Genomic DNA, 15,801 nt, shown 5'->3' on the forward strand with positions numbered 1-15,801 from the left:
ATAAAATAGTATGATGATTGTAGGAATTGCGCGATTGGCGCATCGGCTTTCGCCGAAGGCGATTACGCAGCGCGACCGGCAACCACCAGCGCGCTCATCCTGCCGCTGGGAGAAGCTCCGTGCCGCGCTTCCACGCGCTCGGCCACCGCCTCGACAATCTCGGACATGCGCTCCGGCGCCCGCCACTCAATCTCTCCCCGGAGCAGCGTACCCCGGCAAAAGGCGGCTGCAACACTGTGTGCGCTGGCAGCAACCGATGTCAACTCGAGCCGATCGCAGGTCACCGCCTGAAATCCCGCCGAAGCCATCTGCGCCTTGATCGGACCGGGATCGAAGTAGGAATATGGCAAGCGCCTTAGAAAATCCGGAGGATCCGACGGGAAGAGGCTGGCCAGACATTCGTCCACACATCGTGCGAAATCGTTGACCAGGATTGAATCCCAGGTCGAGAACAGAAAACGGCCTTTGCTGCGCAGCACTCTTTCAGCCTCTGCATAGGCCCTCACCTTGTCGGGAAAGAACATTGCGCCGAACTGGCAGATGACGAGATCGAACATTTCGGGCGCAAACGGCAGATTTTGTGCATCGGCGTGCATCCAGTGAGTCCGCGACAGCGTCACCGATGGCGCGCCGACGTCGATCATCGCCTGGCTGAGGTCGGTGGCAACGATCTCCGTCGGCGGATCGAGCGTCGCGCGCAGAGCACGCGTCAAGGCGCCCGTCCCGGCAGCAACCTCGAGAACGCTGTCGGGTTTCGATCGGTCGGCGAGGATCGCCATCTCCGCCGCATAGGGCTCGAAAAGGATCGGCACGAGAAGGGCCTGGTAAAGGTCGGCGACACCTTCATCAAAGGATGGACCGGTGAAGGCGGCGTTGGCATTATCCTTGATCTCGGCAGAAATCGTCACTGGCAAATCTCCAAAGCTCCGAACCACTCACCCCTCAAATATGACGGAAACCGCCGACGTCTACGGCGTCGGACCTAGGTCCCAGGCTCTCCTCGGACCGAAGTCCCGAGGGTGGAACGCGCACCGGGCCGTGCCGTTTCAGGGGAACGAAGGAGATCCTGACATGACCCAGAGCAACAGATCACGAGTGAATGGCGCCTGCAACGTGTGCGTCATCGCCCTTGTCGTCGTTCTTGCCGCCCTTCTCTACGTCTTCGGCGCAGCCATGTCGGGCGATACGCTGCAGTTGACCAAAAGCATAAGAGGCGCGGAAATCTTCGATACCCGGGATCTGCCCTGATGCTGTCTGGAAAAATTTCGAGGAAGCGATAGGTTAGTCGGCAAGACTCTGACCGGTATCAAAATGAATTGGCTTCGCCGCTGGAATGCCCGCTCACTCGCCTCCCAATTCTTCATCGCGGGCGGGCTCATATCGATCGCCGCCATGTTCCTGGTCGGCATTCTCGTGACCCACCTCATAGAGGAAGCGGTCATCCACAATTCCGGCGCTGCGACGGCGCTCTATGTGGACAGCGTCGTCGCGCCGCTGCTTCCCGACATGCAGAAGGCGTCATTGCTGGACGAAGGCAGCGCTCAGGCTCTGGACGAGACGCTGGGTCAGGGGGCGCTCGGCAGGCGCCTTGTTTCGTTCAAGCTGTGGCGAAGCGACGGCACCATCCTCTATTCGAACGAGAAGGAGCTGGTAGGCAGGACGTTTCCGGTCAACGACAAGCTTGAGAAAGCCTTCGCAGGGTCCCTCGTCGCCCGCTACGAAATCGCCGACGATCCTGAAAGCGACAAGGAGCGGGCGCTCGGCAAGCCGCTGATGGAAATATACAATCCGGTGCTCCAGCCATGGTCCGGACAGGCGGTCGCCGTCATCGAATTCTACGAAACGGCGGAAGGACTGAGCGACAGTCTGGCCCATGCCAGGCTCCGCAGCTGGGCCGCCGTCGCCGCTCTGACGGCAATCTTTTTCCTCGTTCTCTCCGTCCTGGTGTTCCGGGTTAGCCGCACGATAGAAGCGCAACGCAGGGATCTCAAAGAACGGGTCGAGGATCTCTCTGCGCTGCTGGCGGAAAACCGCGGGCTGCAGCGGCGGCTGCAGCGCGCCTCGCAGCGCGCGGCGGCGCTGAACGAAACATATCTGCGCAGCATCGGCGCCGATCTGCACGATGGTCCGGCCCAGCACATTGCCTATGCCTCACTGCGGCTGGACAGCGATATGTTGATCAACGCCTCGACCCATCCCGAGGCGCGCGAAAAGGAGCTCGCCTGGATACGCTCGAGCCTTGCCGAGGCGATGACCGAGATCCGCAATATCTGCAGCGGGCTGGTGCTCCCGCAGATCGAGAAGTCCTCGATCACCGAGATCGTCACGCGGGTGGTCGAAGCGCATCAGCACAAGACCGAAACCCGTGTCGAGACGATCATCGACGATGATGGACCTGAACTTGCTCCTGCCGTAAAGATCTGCATTTACCGCTTCGTTCAGGAAGCCTTGAACAACGCCTATCGTCACGGCGGCGGCGTTCAACAGGCGGTCAGAGCCGTCTCGCACAATGGTCACGTTCATGTCGAGGTCAGCGACCGCGGCGATGGCTTCGACCCGAGCGAGGTGAGGCCGACGAGCCTCGGCCTGGTGGGACTTCGCGAACGCGTCGACAGTCTGGGAGGCTCGTTCGACGTCAAGACAGGCGAAGGAGGGACGACGGTGACCATGACATTCGAGCCTATGGACGTGGGAGACTAGAGATGACATCCATCACCATCGGGGTCATTGACGACCACCCGCTTTTTCGCGAAGGCGTCACGCGCAGCCTGTCGGAAATCACTGGCTTTTCCGTCGTCGGCGAAGGCGCAAGCAGCGATGATGCGGCGATGATCGCTGCGACCAGCCGCCCCGACATCATGCTGCTCGATGTCTCGATGCCCGGCGGCGGACTGTCGGCGATCGGTGAAGTGCTGATGCGCAGCCCGACGACAAAGGTGCTGATGTTGACGGTATCCGAGGAATTGGACACGCTGCTCGGGGCCTTGCAGCGGGGCGCGATGGGCTATGTTCTCAAAGGTGTCGGCTCGCGCGGCCTCGCCGAAGCCATCCAGACGGTGTTGAGCGGATCACGCTATATCTCTCCGACAATGTCGACGAAAGTCATGGAGAGTTCGCTGAATGGCGGCGCGCCTGACAAAAACAGTCTGACGCCACGGGAGCGCGAGGTGATGGATCTCGTCTCGCAAGGTCTGTCGAACAAGCATATCGGCTTGCGTCTCAACCTGCAGGAAAAAACCGTGAAGCACCATATGACGCAGATTCTGAGCAAGCTCGGCGTCTCGAACAGGACGGAAGCGGCTCTCCAATGGCGCGAACGGCACTAAAGCGCGTCGCGATCTTTCAGATTCGCTCGTCGCGCTTTAGGTCTTTGTTTTACGCATGTCGTTCGCGCAAAACCGCTGCACACTTTTGCGCGACATGCTTTAAAACCGCTCACATGTCCCGGCGACAGGCATTTGGAATAGGATATCGTCGGCTGTATGGCTGATGTTTCAGCGAAGGTAGCGGCTTAGGCGGCGGGCATCGCTTGCCGTCGCCTGCCTGCTTATGATCGTACGGCCCTTCCCGTCCTTCATGACGTAGCGGCCACTTCGCAAGGTTTCGGTAATGCCGTTCGTGTGCCGGACGTCGATCGAGCCGTCGGAAGCTTCCGTCGCGCTTGCCACCGACCCTCCTGACGATCCCGTAGAAGAGGAAGAGGATCTGCTGCTGGAATTCCCATTTCCCGAGCTGCTACTGCCGCTGCCGCCACCGTTGCCATTGCCGCCACCATTGCCGCCGCCGTTTCCGTTGCCGCCGCCGCCGTTTCCGTTGCCGCCGCCGTTGCCGTTCCCTCCCCCATTGCCGTTACCGCTACCATTTCCATTGCCGTTATTGCCGTCTTTTGCCTGCGCGCATCCTGCCGCCAGAACAGGAAGGGGGCCGTCGAGGTTCAAGGTCAGCGGTGATGCGACAGCGAAGAGAGCAACGGCCGCGCCGCCGCCCAACCTCAGAAAATCGCGTTTCGAAAAACTCATGCCATAACCTCGTTCACCCTTACTGCGCCGTTATCTCTGCAATATAGACGCCAGACAATTTTCGCTGTTCCGAAGGCAGAATGCAACGGGACCTAGGTACTAGCTCAGGCAGGACTTTGGTCCGGTCTGCCGATTGCCGGGGCCAGCGCCAGCGCGGCGCGCCATTCGGAAGCTTCGCCTCTCCTCGTCGCGAGCCTGCCGCATAGAGCGATGACGCATTTTTCTGGAACTTCTTTCCTTGTCGCCGATTTGATTGTCCAAGAACAACGAGAGGAAACGGCAATGGCAAACCCGAACGAATCCCCCGCCGTCCAGTCCCTGCGAAAAGAGCAGGCCGAGCAGCGGAAGCGGGGGCGAAGAGGCGATCTCACTCAAGCAATCGAGGATACGTTTCCGGCCTCCGACCCGGTGTCGGCCACCCACACCTCAATTCCTGCCGGCCGCAGCGACGTCGAGGCGGCTGAGCGTGTACAGCGGGAACCCGACCCGACCAGGCTGGACGAGGAATTTCCGCTCGTCGATCGAGCCCTGCGCTCGACCGGCGAAACCATCGGCTCCTCCGAAGGATCGGATGGTGATCGCAAGGACATGCGCGCACTTCGGAAAGACACCGGCCGGATCGCGGAGTCGGCTTCGGAGCTGGCCTCCGGAACAGCCCGGCTGGCAAAAGCGGAAGCGCGCAGCTTCGCCCAGGAGGTCGAGGACAGAATACGCCGGCAGCCGCTGACCTCAGTCGCAATCGTCGCCGCCATCGCCTTCGTCTTCGGTGCGACACGTTGAGGAGCCGGCCTCGACTTGCGGCAGTCCCGTGAAAATCGCGACCTACAACGTCAACGGGATCAATGGACGATTGGCCATTCTGTTGCGCTGGCTGAAGGAGGACGCCCCCGATATGGCCTGCCTCCAGGAACTGAAGACCGACGATACCGGGTTTCCGCGAAAGGAGATCGAGCGGGCCGGTTACGGCGCCGTCTGGCACGGACAGAAATCCTGGAACGGGGTTGCCATCCTGGCGAAGGGCAAGACACCGATCCTGACGCGGCGCGGTCTTCCCGGCGATCCTGGCGATACCCACAGCCGGTATATCGAAGCCGTCATCGACGGCTTCGTGATCGGATGTCTGTATCTGCCGAACGGCAATCCGTTCCCGAGTGCCAAGTTCGACTACAAGCTCCGCTGGTTCCGCCGCCTGCACGACTACGCCGCCGAACTCCTCGAACTCGAGGTGCCGGCGATCCTCGCCGGTGACTTCAACGTCATGCCGACGGAGATCGATGTCTACAAGCCGGAGCGCTGGCTGGACGACGCCCTTTTCCGGCCTGAGGTCCGCAAGGCCTATGCCGATCTCGTCGCCCAGGGCTGGACCGACGCCGTCAGACATCTGCATCCGGGAGAACGCGTCTACACCTTCTGGAAATATTGGCGAAACAGCTTCGAGCGTGACGCAGGACTGCGGATCGACCACTTCCTGCTCAGTCCGGCCGTCTCACCATGGCTTCGATCGGCAACTGTCCGGAGAAAGCCGCGAGCCTGGGAACATACGAGCGACCATGCGCCCGTCATGATCGAACTCGACGTTTCCGAAGCTGGAGCCGAGCTATGAGCCGGGGAACAGGAGCGAGGGAACCTCGCCATATCGCCGGGAGTTTCCTGTCAAAGGGAAGCGCGCCAATGGACGAGAGCAAGAACTACCTGAACACCGACGAAATCGAGGCCGACGACCAGTTGTCGCCGAAGCCTCTCGAAGGAAAGGATCCGCCAAGGCGGGTGCGGAAAAGCGAGGAAGCCATCGCCGAAGGCTCCGACGATACCGAGCGCGTCCGGGTTCCGCCTCCGGTTGCCAATCCCGATTGATCGGCAGAGTTGCTATCCGCGGGCGGCGGCCTCAGTCATCGGCGGTGAGATCATAGATGCGGCCGGTCAGCCAAGCCGGCCAATCCCGCTCGAAGAAGGATCTGGCGCTTTCATCGAAGGTGCGGTTTGCACGCCTCGACAGCCTGATCTTGTCGCCCTCGAGCCGAACGACGATCTGCTCGTCCCGATCGGCTTCGCGTTCTCTGCGGAAACGATATTCCTCCAACGGACCTGCGCTCGCCAGCGGCAGGGATTCGCCCTCTGCATCACATATTGCGCGCGCGCCGCGGCTGCCGCCGCCCTTGCGAATGAAGTAGTCGAGCGCGCTGAGCACGGCTTCCGAGGCGAGCGCCATCTGCCGCCATTGCATGCCCCGGATCGCCTCGGCTGTGCGGTCATAGGCGACGCCCTCGGCGCGAATATCGGCATTCAGTTTGCGCGCTTCGATCAAGGCCTGAGCAACGCTCTGCCGATTGCAGATAATGCCGGCCTTGTCGCTCATCCGCGCCTGCACCTCCGCGCGGATTGATTTGACGGTGAGCGGGCTCTCGGCTCGAAGGGCAGAAAGAAGATCGGCGATACCTGCCTCTGCGATGCCTGACATATCGTCCGTAGAGGCCCGCTTCGCCCTGCCGCTCGCGCTGATATGCTCGGCCGCGCGGGTGCCGAACACCTGCCCGGCATTGAGCGCAGCACCACCCGGCCTCGTCACGCCATGCGTGCCGGCCGCTTCTCCGACGGCGTAACAGCCTGCGAGATTGCTGCGGCCCCAGGTATCGACCATGATGCCGCCGTTCATGTGCTGATTGTTGACGGCAAATGCCAGCGGTTCAGCGGCAATGTCGATCTTGTAGCGGCGGTAAAGCTCGATCGCGAGCGGGTTCATGTGCTTCAACCGGTCGATCGGCATCTCCTCATCGGCACCGGCCTTGCCGAGATAGAGGCGGACGTCTTCATCCAGTCTTTCCAGGCTGAACGGCAGGTCGCCCGGCACCGGCAGCGGATTGCGATTGAAGTCCATGAAGACCCGCCGCCCGGCGGCGGTTTCGCTTGATATAGCGAGATCCACCAGGCTTGAACCGAAATCGAGCATGCGGGTCGCATGAAACGGCCATTGATAGCCTTTGCGAAAGACGTTCGAGGCCAGTTCCTGCGTGCTGCGGTAATATTGCGCCAGGAAGTGGTGTTCGACGCCATCGGCGTCGACCGAATAGATATGCGGAATCGCCTGGACGTAAGTGCCCGACAGATTCCACGGGAAGCCTTCCCTGCGCGTTCCGATGCCGAACTGGCTTTCCGTCAGGTTCACCAGTTCGACGCCGGCCTCGAGCGCCAGTCCGAGAGAGCCGAAGCAGCCGTTGGGATACACGCTGTCGCGGTACAGCTCGCCCGGCCCGCCGGCCGCGAGCACGATCACATCGCTCGCGTACAGCGCGATGCCCAGCGGGTTCTCTTCGGTGCGGCCGCCGGCGCGCATGGCGAGTATGCCGACCACATGGCGGTCTGCCCCCTCGCCTTCGGTGAGGATCTTCACCGCGGTCGTCTGGTTGTAGAACGGCACGGCGAGCCGGATCGCCTCTTCGGCCAGCACCTTGACCATCAGGCGTGAGGTGCGCGGACCGCAGCTGGTGGCGCGGCCGACCTCGTCATGGTCGGTCTGGTATCTCAGCGTTCCCCCGAGCGGATCCTGAGGCAGCGGCAGACCGAGGAACTGCAGCGACGCCATCATCCGGGACGAGCCGACCGCCTCGACATAGGCGGTGTCCTCATCCATCGCGCCGCCGCTACGGATAGCGCGGGCCATCGCCTTGTAATTGTCGCCCTGATCGGCGGTGTTGGCCGTGTGCAGGGTCTGCTTGTCGGATCCCGAGCAGGCCGAGGTTCCGCCCCAGGCGCTTTGGCTCATGATGACGACGTCGTCGCCGCGCCGCTTCATTTCCACCGCCGCACGCAGACCCGCGGCACCCGATCCGACGACGACGCAACCGGCGCGATAGACCGGCACCTCGATGCCGGCAAGCCGAACCGCTTCCGAAGGGCCAGCTTCGGGCGGAAGCCTGGGCATGTCGACATCGGTCAGCGCGTCGAGAATTTCCTGCGGGACAGCTGTGGTCATCGACGTTCAGCCCAGCGGGATGTCGACCCAGCGCTTCAGCCGGGAGGACTCCATACATGCGTCGACGATCTGGCAGATGTGATGGCCCGTATCGAATGTCGGCCACATCGGCCTGTTTGCAACGATCGAGCGGATCACCTCCGCCGCCTCGATGATCTTGCTTTCGTTGTAGCCTATGCCGAAATTCGGCAGAGGAAGGAATGCCCGGAAGGTGGCGTTTTCCGGCCCCACATCGATCTCCCGGAAGCCGCGCCGCCCCGTGCGGTCGTCGTTGGAGTAGAAGCGCAGCCGGTTTATCTCGTCATAGCTATAGGCGATGCTGCCTTTGGTTCCATAGACCTCGTAGGTCTGCATGAACTTTCGGCCGGTCGCGACACGGCTGAAATCGACGATCCCGCCGGCGCCATTCTCGAACCGGCATAAGAGGTTCGTGGCGTCGGGGTTGGTGATATCAGCCCAGGCCTCGTTGCCCGTCAGTTTCACCTCTTCGCCATAGGCAAGGCCTTCGACGACGGGCCGGCGCGGCGTGACGATCAGATTGTCGGCGATCAGCGAACTGACGCGGCCGACCAGGAAATCCATGAAGCTGAAGATGTGCGAACCAGTATCGCCGACGATCCCCGTCGGCGCCAGCTTGCCGTCGGCGCGCCACATGAAAGGAGCTGTGGGATCGCCATACATGTCGACGTGCTGGCAGCCGCGAAACAGCTTGATCTCGCCGATTTCGCCGGATTCTATGATGTCTTTGGCCAGATCATGGACCGGATTGCGGGGAAAGGCATGTCCGACACGGGTAATCACACCCTTCTCTCTGGCGATCTCGGCCAGTTCCCGTGCTTCCCCTGCAGTGTTGGCCAGCGGCTTCTCGCAATAGACATGTTTGCCTGCCAGCAATGCCGCCTTGGCTACAGGATAGTGAAGATGGTCAGGCAGGCAGATATCGATCAGATCGACCTCGGGATCGGCGACCGCCAGTTTCCAATCCTGATAGATCCTGGCGCCCGGCGCCCTGTTGCCGATATCCGCGGCTGCGTCAGGGTTGCCGTCGACAAGCGCCACGATCCGCGCCGTTCCGTCCGACACGCCGAAGAAATGCGGAAAGGTCTGATAGGCCATGGTGTGGACCTTTCCCATCCAGCCCGAGGCGCCAAGCACTGCAACTCTCACTTCAGACATTGTCTTGCTCCTTAGCGGATGTCGGCACGGGCCCGGGGCCTCGCATCATTGCGTTCATAGGCGAAGATCGCCGCCGGCAGTGCGGGCAGCCCCCGAATGAGATCCGATCCCTTTTCGCCGACCATGATCGTCGGCGCGTTGGTATTGCAGGAGGGTACGCGAGGCATGACCGAGGAATCGCAGACCCGGAGGCCTTCGAGGCCATGGACCTTGAGATCCAGTCCGACAACCGCGTCTGGCCCCGTTCCCATCTTGCAGGTGCCCACAGGATGATGGTCGGTTTTGGCATTGGCGCAGCCATAGTCGAACAACTGCTCATCGGTCATGACCTTCGGCCCGGGAAGCCTTTCGGCCATGACATAGGGTTTCAGCGCCGCCTGCTGCATGATTTCGCGGGCGATCTTGAGCCCCTCCAGGGACATCCTCCGGTCGTGCGGATCGGACCAGTAGTTGGGATCAATCAAGGGTGCGGCAACCGGGTCTGACGATCCCAGGCGGACCGTCCCGCGGGAGCGCGGATGCAGATAGGCGGAATTGAGCGTCACGCCCGCGTTTTTCAGTCGCTCGACGCCGGCCTCGATGCCCGATCCCAGGCCGAGATGGAACTGAATATCGGGAGACCGTGCACCGGGATCGGCGTACCAGAAGCCACCGGTCTCGAAGAGCGACGACGCCACAGGACCGGTGCGGAACAGGACATATTGAAGCCCCGCCCAAAGCGTGCGGTGCAGCTTGGCGACGCCGTCATAGGTGTGATCGCCGGTGCATTCGGCGATAACGAACAGATCCAGGTGATCCTGCAGGTTGCCGCCGACACCAGGCAAATCGTGGAGCACCTTGACGCCCACCGATTTGAGATGGTCGGCCGGCCCGATGCCGGACTGCAGAAGGAGCTTCGGCGATCCGATCGCACCCGATGAGATCAGGACTTCGCGTTCGGCGCGCACGATCTCCAAGCCGCGCGCGGTGGCGATCTCGACGCCTGTCGCGCGGCCTCCCTCGACGACGATCCGCGCGACACGCGCGCCCGTCCGGACCGTCAGGTTCCTCCGGTCCCTGATCGGCGAGAGATAGGCGAGCGATGCCGAGGAGCGGCGGCGATTGCGCTGCGTCAGCTGATAAAATCCGACGCCCGCCTGCTGGCGACCGTTGAAATCATGATTATAGGGAATGCCGAGCTCCTGCCCTGCGCGGATATCGGCATCGCAGATCGGCAGCGCTGCCGCCGGCATCGAGACCCCCAGCGGACCGCCATAGGCGTGATAGTCGTCGGCGAAGCGCTGGTTGTCCTCGGCGCGCTTAAAATACGGCAGGATCGAACGGTAATCCCAGCCTTCACAGCCGTCTTCACTGGCCCAGAGGTCATAATCGGCAGCATTTCCGCGCGTATAGAGCTGAGCGTTGATCGACGAGCCGCCACCGATGACCTTTGCCTGGGTATAACGAAGCACCCGGCCGTTCATGTGCTTCTGGGGAACGGTTTGCCATCCCCAACTCGCCACGCCCTTGGTCATCTTGGCAAAGCCGGCGGGCATGTGAAAAAGAGGATTCCAGTCACCGCCGCCCGCCTCGAGCAGGAGGACGCTGATATCGGGATCCTCGCTCAGCCGGCTTGCCAAGACGCAGCCCGCGGGACCTGCACCGGTGATGATATAGTCGAATGCCATCTTACTGTCCTATTTGGGTCCGGCGCACGCCAATGGATCCGTTGACGCCTGCAAGTCTTTCGATGCGATGTGGTCCGCGACCCTCAGCGCCTGGCTGGCGACGGTGAGTGCGGGATTGACCGCAGCCGACGTCGGCAGGAAACCGGCGTCGACGACGAAGAGATTCTCGTGATCATAGGAACGGCAGTAGAGATCGAGCGGCGCCGTCGCGGGGTCGTTTCCGATGCGGACCGTTCCGCATTGATGGGAGGGCGTGCGCTTGTCGAAGGGCCTCGACAGCACGATCGGAAATCCGATCGACTTCAGGATCGCCTTCAGCCTGGCGACCAGTGCCAGATGCGCATCCCAGTTAGTTCGTTGCCATTGGAGAACGATCCGGTCTCCATCGACCATGACGCGGCTTTCGGGATTGGGAACATCCTCGCTCATCGCATAGAAGTCGATGGCATGGCTCGTGATGAAGCGTAACAGCCATTCCGGCGCCTGCGGCAGAGAGCCCTTGAGGACTTTTTCGGAGATGCGGCCGAGGAGCTGCACGTTGCCGAGCGGCGGCCCTCCCTCCCCGTCGGAGAGATAGAAGTCGTTGAAGGCAAACGTCTTCTGGTAGATGGCGGTGTTCCGGAACCCTGGCGAAACGCCGATGACGGCGGAGGCATTGTGGTTCATGAAGTTGCGGCCCACCTGATCGGAGGAATTCGCCAGGCCTCTGGGGAAGCGGTCGTTTTTCGAACGCAGCAGAAGCACCGACGACTGGACGGCGCCCGCCGAAAGGATGACAATCTCAGGCGAAACCGTCAGCGTCTGCCCATTCTTGACATAGGTGACGCGGTCGATCCTGCTCCCCGCCCCCGTGTCGAGCCTTGTCACACGCGCATTGGTTTCGAGCCTGACGTTTTGATGTTTCAGCGCCAGCGCAAGCGCTGCTGTCTCGGCATCCATCTTGCCGTCGCGGGCGTTCGGATGCGCATCCCAGGGTGTGCGCGCCTTGGAGAGCCAGGCGTCAAGGTCGAGGCCAAGTGGCAACGAAGACGGATGCAGGCCTTTCTGCTTGAGGCGCGCCCTGATATCGGCGATCGGCGCCTCGTCAGGAACGGGCGGGTAGGCGTAATCAGCCGAGTGGTACGGTTCGGTGGGATCGTCGCCGAGGCTGCCGCGAACCTGATACATCAGCTCCGCCTTCGAATACCACGGCTCCAGCTCCTCATAGGGAAACGGCCAGGCCGGCGACACGCCCTCGCGATGTCGGATGACGTCGAAATCCTCCCTGCGATAGCGCGACAAGACGGCGCCATAGAATTTCGAATTGCCGCCGACATTGTAGTAGTTGCCGGGATTGAAGCCCTTGCCGTCTGCCTCGTACCAGGTTTCCCTCGGGCGAAAATGCCCGCGCTGGAAGATGGCGCGCTGGTCACGATTGACGGGAAGATCGGCGATATGATCGCCGGCTTCGAGGATCAATATCTCAGCGCTCGATGCAGCCAGGCCGGCGGCGACCGTGGAGCCGCCGATGCCGGAACCGATGATGACGATGTCTGGGGAACTGCTCATATCAGCACCTGGCCGTCACACGATCCGCACCTGGCTTTCGGGATCGAAGAACACGGCCTTGTCGAGATTGAAGGCAAGGCGTGTGCTTTGTCCGGGCGCGATGCCGGCATCGGCGCGCAGTCGGGCGACGACGGACTTGCCGCCGAGCTTGGTGACGGCGAAGGTGTCGGAGCCGGCCGGTTCGACGACCTCGATCAGGCAGTCGCCTTCGGTGAGCGAACGCGCCTTGCGGTCGGCGCCGTCGGGATCGGTCAAGGCCTCGGGGCGAATGCCGAAGATCACCGGCTTGCCGGTATAGCGGGTCAGGCCGTCATTGCCTGCCATGACGGGCAATCTGAGGGGAGCGCTATTGGCCCGCTCGAGCGAGACCTCCAGCCCGCCCGCGCCGTTCTCGACGGTGGCGTTGAGCAGGTTCATCGCCGGCGATCCCATGAAGTCGGCGACGAAGAGATTGGCCGGGCTGTTATAAATCTCGGCCGGCGTGCCGAACTGCTGCAGCACCCCGTCCTTCAGCACGGCGATCTTGGTCGCCAGCGTCATCGCCTCGATCTGGTCGTGGGTGACATAGACGAAGGTGGTGCCCATGCGCTGATGCAGCCGCTTGATCTCGGTGCGCATGTCGACACGCAGCTTGGCATCGAGATTGGAGAGCGGCTCGTCGAACAGGAAGACCTGCGGATTGCGCACCAGGGCCCGGCCCATGGCGACGCGCTGGCGCTGGCCGCCGGAGAGCTGCGAAGGCTTGCGGTCGAGCAGATGGCCGATCTGCAGCATGTCGGAGACTTGGCTGATCGCCTTGGCCCGCTCCTCCTTCGGAACGCCGCGGATCTCCATGCCGAAGGCGATGTTGCCGGCCACCGTCATGTTCGGATAGAGCGCATAGGACTGGAACACCATGGCGATGTCGCGCTTGGAGGGATGCAGGCCGCTGATGTCGCGGCCGTCGATCCTGATATCGCCTGATGTGATCGTCTCAAGCCCGGCAATGGTGTTGAGCAGGGTCGACTTGCCGCAGCCGGACGGACCGACCAGCACGAGGAAGCCACCCTTTTCGAGTTCGAGATCGATGCCCTTGAGGATGTCGACGGCGCCGAAGCGCTTTCTGAGACCGGAGATTTCCAGGAAGGCCATGACTTACCCTTTGACTGCGCCCGCCATCAGACCGCGCACGAAGTAGCGGCCGGCGAGGATATAGACGATGAGCGTCGGAACGGCCGCGATCATCGCCGCCGCCATGTTGACATTGTATTCGACCACCCCGGTCGAGGTGTTGACGACATTGTTCAGCGCCACCGTCATCGGCATGGAGTCACCGGTGCCGGCGTAAGCAGAGGCAAACAGGAAGTCGTTCCAGATATTGGTGAACTGGTAGATGACGGTGACGACGATGATCGGCAGCGAGTTCGGCAGCATGATGCGGCGGAAGATCTGGAAGAAGCTGGCGCCGTCGACCTGGGCGGCGCGCACCAGCTCGGTCGGGAAGGCCTCGTAGAAATTGCGGAAGAACAGCGTGGTGAAGCCGAGCCCGTAGACGACATGAACGAAGACCAGATTGACCGTCGAATTGCCGAAGCCGAAGTTCCAGCCGGTGGCGTTCTGCAGCGTCATGCCGAAGCGGCCGAGCGAGCCGAGGATCGTCGCCATCGGCAAGAGCACCGACTGGAACGGGATGAAGCAGGCAAACAGCATCAGGCCGAACACCAGCGTATGGCCGGGAAAGCGCCATTTGGTCAGGATATAACCGTTGAGCGCGCCCATGATGGTGGAGATCGCCACGGCCGGCACCACCATCTTGATCGAGTTCCAGAAGTAACCCTTGATGCCGGCGCAGGTCAGCCCGACGCAGGCCTCGCCCCAGGCCTTGACCCAGGGATCGAAGGTCGGCGCCTGCGGCAGCGCCAGCATGTTGCCGCCCTGGATCTCGTCCATGGTCTTGAACGAGGTCGTCAGCATGACGAAGAGCGGCATCAGGTAGAGGATGGCGAAGATGACAAGCAGGCCGTAGATGACGATGCGGCCGATCAAGCGGGCGCTGTTGCCACGCGCGACACCTTCGGCTGCCGCAGCCGCTGCCGATGTCGATGAGGACGTGCCGATGGAAGAGGTGAGGCTGCTCATCGGGCCTTCTCCTTCAGTTCGGAATAGAGATAGGGCACGATGATCGCCGAGATCGTCATCAGCATGATGATGGCGCTGGCCGAGCCGACGGCCATCTCGTTGCGCTTGAAGGTATATTCATACATGAAGTTCGACGGCAGCCAGGCCGAACCGCCCGGCCCGCCCGAGGTCAGCGCCACCACGAGGTCGTAGGATTTGATCGCCATATGGGCGAGCACGATGAAGACCGACAGGAAGATCGGCCGCAGCAGCGGAATGACGATGCGCCGGTAGAGCTGGAAGGGCGAAGCGCCGTCGATCTGGGCGGCCTTCATGATCTCGCCGTCGATGCCGCGAAGACCGGCCAGGAACATCGCCATGACGAAGCCCGAGGCCTGCCAGACACCGGCGATGACGACGGTGTAGATGACGAAGTCCTTGTTCTTGATCCAGTCGAAGTGGAAGCTCGTCCAGCCGAAGTGGTGCAGGGTCTGCTCGAGCCCGAGGCCGGGATCGAGGAACCACTTCCAGGCAACGCCGGTGACGATGAAGGAGAGCGCCATCGGATAGAGGAAGATCGGCCGCAGCAACCCCTCGCCGCGGATCTTCTGGTCGAGCAGGATGGCGAGCAGCAGGCCGAGTGCCAAACAGATGCCGACATAGAGGAAGCCGAAGATCGCCATGTTGGTGATCGACGTATACCAGGAGGACGGCGGATCGCTCTCGAAGGTCCAGCGCCACAGCCGCTGATAGGCGCGTGCGCCGGTCAGTTCATAGGAGGGAAAGGTCTTGGAATTGGTGAAGGAGAGATAGGCCGTCCAGACGATGAAGCCGTAGACGAAGATGAGGGTGATGACGAAGCTCGGCGCCAACACGATCTTCGGCAGCGCATCCTGCAGCCGGCCCCTCAGCGAGACGCGCGTCGATTGCCGCGGCGTCAGAACCGGATCGGTGGTCGCAACTGTGCTCATGGTACCTCATCTCCTCCCCTGCATCGTCAGGCCCGCATGGTCGCGGGTCTGATGCTTCCCCGCGACGACGCGGGGAAGCAGTGTCATCGACCGTGGTCTCAGCGGGCGTCGTCGATCGCCTGGACGAGCTGGGTGACGGCTTCGTCGGAGCTCTTGATCTGGCCGTGGACGAACTTCGAGACGACGTCCTTATAGGCATTGGCGATGGCCGGAGGCGCGCCATAACCCTGGGCGAGCGAACCGAACAGCGTGCCGCCTTCATTGGCCGCCTTCAGATCGGCGATGCCCTTCTTGCCGCAGGCGTCGAAGTCGGTGTCGGGAACGTCGGTGCGGGCGGGAACCGAACCCTTGAC

At 62.1% G+C, this 15,801-nt stretch carries 15 protein-coding genes and 1 pseudogene; 6 read left to right on the forward strand and 10 right to left on the reverse strand.

Annotated elements, in window-relative coordinates; all coding sequences use genetic code 11:
* Nucleotides 1-62: 62 nt before the first annotated feature.
* On the reverse strand, nucleotides 63-908 hold the full coding sequence (locus tag GGD57_RS23365) for a methyltransferase domain-containing protein (RefSeq protein ID WP_184472623.1): 846 nt from the start codon (nucleotides 906-908) through the stop codon (nucleotides 63-65).
* Nucleotides 909-1,071: 163 nt separating this feature from the next.
* Between GGD57_RS23365 and GGD57_RS23370 the strand changes: the two genes are divergently transcribed.
* The 3 genes from GGD57_RS23370 (at nucleotide 1,072) to GGD57_RS23380 (ending at nucleotide 3,326) form a co-directional block, all read left to right on the forward strand.
* Complete coding sequence (locus GGD57_RS23370; RefSeq protein ID WP_184472624.1) at nucleotides 1,072-1,248, forward strand: hypothetical protein; 177 nt, start codon at nucleotides 1,072-1,074, stop codon at nucleotides 1,246-1,248.
* Between the two features lie 63 nt (nucleotides 1,249-1,311).
* Nucleotides 1,312-2,700 carry a sensor histidine kinase gene (locus tag GGD57_RS23375; protein WP_184472625.1) on the forward strand — a complete coding sequence of 463 codons (1,389 nt, stop codon included), beginning with the start codon at nucleotides 1,312-1,314 and terminating at the stop codon, nucleotides 2,698-2,700.
* Nucleotides 2,701-2,702: 2 nt separating this feature from the next.
* Nucleotides 2,703-3,326 (forward strand): LuxR C-terminal-related transcriptional regulator, encoded by a 624-nt coding sequence (locus GGD57_RS23380; RefSeq protein ID WP_184472626.1) that lies wholly within the window; start codon nucleotides 2,703-2,705, stop codon nucleotides 3,324-3,326.
* A gap of 168 nt (nucleotides 3,327-3,494) precedes the next feature.
* On the opposite strand, the gene GGD57_RS23385 is transcribed toward GGD57_RS23380, so the two are convergent.
* Nucleotides 3,495-4,019: a hypothetical protein gene (locus tag GGD57_RS23385; protein ID WP_184472627.1), complete on the reverse strand. Its 525-nt coding sequence runs from the start codon at nucleotides 4,017-4,019 to the stop codon at nucleotides 3,495-3,497.
* Nucleotides 4,020-4,301: 282 nt separating this feature from the next.
* Here GGD57_RS23385 and GGD57_RS23390 point away from each other — a divergent pair, with 282 nt between their 5' ends.
* The 3 genes from GGD57_RS23390 (at nucleotide 4,302) to GGD57_RS23400 (ending at nucleotide 5,873) form a co-directional block, all read left to right on the forward strand.
* On the forward strand, nucleotides 4,302-4,799 hold the full coding sequence (locus GGD57_RS23390; RefSeq protein ID WP_184472628.1) for a hypothetical protein: 498 nt from the start codon (nucleotides 4,302-4,304) through the stop codon (nucleotides 4,797-4,799).
* A 28-nt stretch (nucleotides 4,800-4,827) separates the two neighbouring features.
* Entirely contained in the window at nucleotides 4,828-5,622 is a 795-nt protein-coding gene (xth, locus tag GGD57_RS23395; protein ID WP_184472629.1) for an exodeoxyribonuclease III, read from the forward strand.
* Nucleotides 5,623-5,690: 68 nt separating this feature from the next.
* Nucleotides 5,691-5,873, forward strand: a complete 183-nt coding sequence (locus GGD57_RS23400; RefSeq protein WP_184472630.1) for a hypothetical protein — start codon at nucleotides 5,691-5,693, stop codon at nucleotides 5,871-5,873.
* A gap of 31 nt (nucleotides 5,874-5,904) precedes the next feature.
* On the opposite strand, the gene GGD57_RS23405 is transcribed toward GGD57_RS23400, so the two are convergent.
* From GGD57_RS23405 to GGD57_RS23440, 8 genes and pseudogenes are all read right to left on the reverse strand, one after another.
* Nucleotides 5,905-7,989 carry an FAD-dependent oxidoreductase gene (locus GGD57_RS23405; RefSeq protein ID WP_184472631.1) on the reverse strand — a complete coding sequence of 695 codons (2,085 nt, stop codon included), beginning with the start codon at nucleotides 7,987-7,989 and terminating at the stop codon, nucleotides 5,905-5,907.
* Between the two features lie 6 nt (nucleotides 7,990-7,995).
* Nucleotides 7,996-9,165 (reverse strand): Gfo/Idh/MocA family protein, encoded by a 1,170-nt coding sequence (locus tag GGD57_RS23410; protein WP_184472632.1) that lies wholly within the window; start codon nucleotides 9,163-9,165, stop codon nucleotides 7,996-7,998.
* An 11-nt stretch (nucleotides 9,166-9,176) separates the two neighbouring features.
* The gene (locus GGD57_RS23415; RefSeq protein WP_184472633.1) at nucleotides 9,177-10,832 is read right to left on the reverse strand and encodes a GMC family oxidoreductase; all 1,656 of its coding nucleotides are present in this window, start codon (nucleotides 10,830-10,832) and stop codon (nucleotides 9,177-9,179) included.
* A 9-nt stretch (nucleotides 10,833-10,841) separates the two neighbouring features.
* Complete coding sequence (locus tag GGD57_RS23420; RefSeq protein ID WP_184472634.1) at nucleotides 10,842-12,380, reverse strand: GMC oxidoreductase; 1,539 nt, start codon at nucleotides 12,378-12,380, stop codon at nucleotides 10,842-10,844.
* A gap of 15 nt (nucleotides 12,381-12,395) precedes the next feature.
* Complete coding sequence (locus tag GGD57_RS23425) at nucleotides 12,396-13,511, reverse strand: ABC transporter ATP-binding protein (protein WP_184472371.1); 1,116 nt, start codon at nucleotides 13,509-13,511, stop codon at nucleotides 12,396-12,398.
* 3 nt (nucleotides 13,512-13,514) lie between these two features.
* The gene (locus GGD57_RS23430) at nucleotides 13,515-14,498 is read right to left on the reverse strand and encodes a carbohydrate ABC transporter permease (protein WP_184472635.1); all 984 of its coding nucleotides are present in this window, start codon (nucleotides 14,496-14,498) and stop codon (nucleotides 13,515-13,517) included.
* Nucleotides 14,495-15,448: a carbohydrate ABC transporter permease gene (locus GGD57_RS23435; RefSeq protein ID WP_184472636.1), complete on the reverse strand. Its 954-nt coding sequence runs from the start codon at nucleotides 15,446-15,448 to the stop codon at nucleotides 14,495-14,497. Before GGD57_RS23435 ends, GGD57_RS23430 begins: the two co-directional genes overlap by 4 nt.
* A gap of 98 nt (nucleotides 15,449-15,546) precedes the next feature.
* Nucleotides 15,547-15,801: pseudogene (locus GGD57_RS23440) on the reverse strand (sugar ABC transporter substrate-binding protein); the annotation flags it as partial.

The organism is Rhizobium esperanzae, assembly GCF_014197615.1.
GTDB classification, from domain to species: domain Bacteria; phylum Pseudomonadota; class Alphaproteobacteria; order Rhizobiales; family Rhizobiaceae; genus Rhizobium; species Rhizobium esperanzae_A.

Excerpts from the sequence above, each read along its gene's own strand:
- GGD57_RS23370 (WP_184472624.1), top strand. The coding sequence starts at position 1,072 with ATGACCCAGAGCAACAGATCACGAGTGAATGGCGCCTGCAACGTGTGC.
- GGD57_RS23375 (WP_184472625.1), top strand. The coding sequence starts at position 1,312 with ATGAATTGGCTTCGCCGCTGGAATGCCCGCTCACTCGCCTCCCAATTC.
- GGD57_RS23380 (WP_184472626.1), top strand. The coding sequence starts at position 2,703 with ATGACATCCATCACCATCGGGGTCATTGACGACCACCCGCTTTTTCGC.
- GGD57_RS23385 (WP_184472627.1), bottom strand. The coding sequence starts at position 4,019 with ATGAGTTTTTCGAAACGCGATTTTCTGAGGTTGGGCGGCGGCGCGGCC.
- GGD57_RS23390 (WP_184472628.1), top strand. The coding sequence starts at position 4,302 with ATGGCAAACCCGAACGAATCCCCCGCCGTCCAGTCCCTGCGAAAAGAG.
- GGD57_RS23400 (WP_184472630.1), top strand. The coding sequence starts at position 5,691 with ATGGACGAGAGCAAGAACTACCTGAACACCGACGAAATCGAGGCCGAC.
- GGD57_RS23405 (WP_184472631.1), bottom strand. The coding sequence starts at position 7,989 with ATGACCACAGCTGTCCCGCAGGAAATTCTCGACGCGCTGACCGATGTC.
- GGD57_RS23410 (WP_184472632.1), bottom strand. The coding sequence starts at position 9,165 with ATGTCTGAAGTGAGAGTTGCAGTGCTTGGCGCCTCGGGCTGGATGGGA.
- GGD57_RS23415 (WP_184472633.1), bottom strand. The coding sequence starts at position 10,832 with ATGGCATTCGACTATATCATCACCGGTGCAGGTCCCGCGGGCTGCGTC.
- GGD57_RS23420 (WP_184472634.1), bottom strand. The coding sequence starts at position 12,380 with ATGAGCAGTTCCCCAGACATCGTCATCATCGGTTCCGGCATCGGCGGC.
- GGD57_RS23425 (WP_184472371.1), bottom strand. The coding sequence starts at position 13,511 with ATGGCCTTCCTGGAAATCTCCGGTCTCAGAAAGCGCTTCGGCGCCGTC.
- GGD57_RS23430 (WP_184472635.1), bottom strand. The coding sequence starts at position 14,498 with ATGAGCAGCCTCACCTCTTCCATCGGCACGTCCTCATCGACATCGGCA.
- GGD57_RS23435 (WP_184472636.1), bottom strand. The coding sequence starts at position 15,448 with ATGAGCACAGTTGCGACCACCGATCCGGTTCTGACGCCGCGGCAATCG.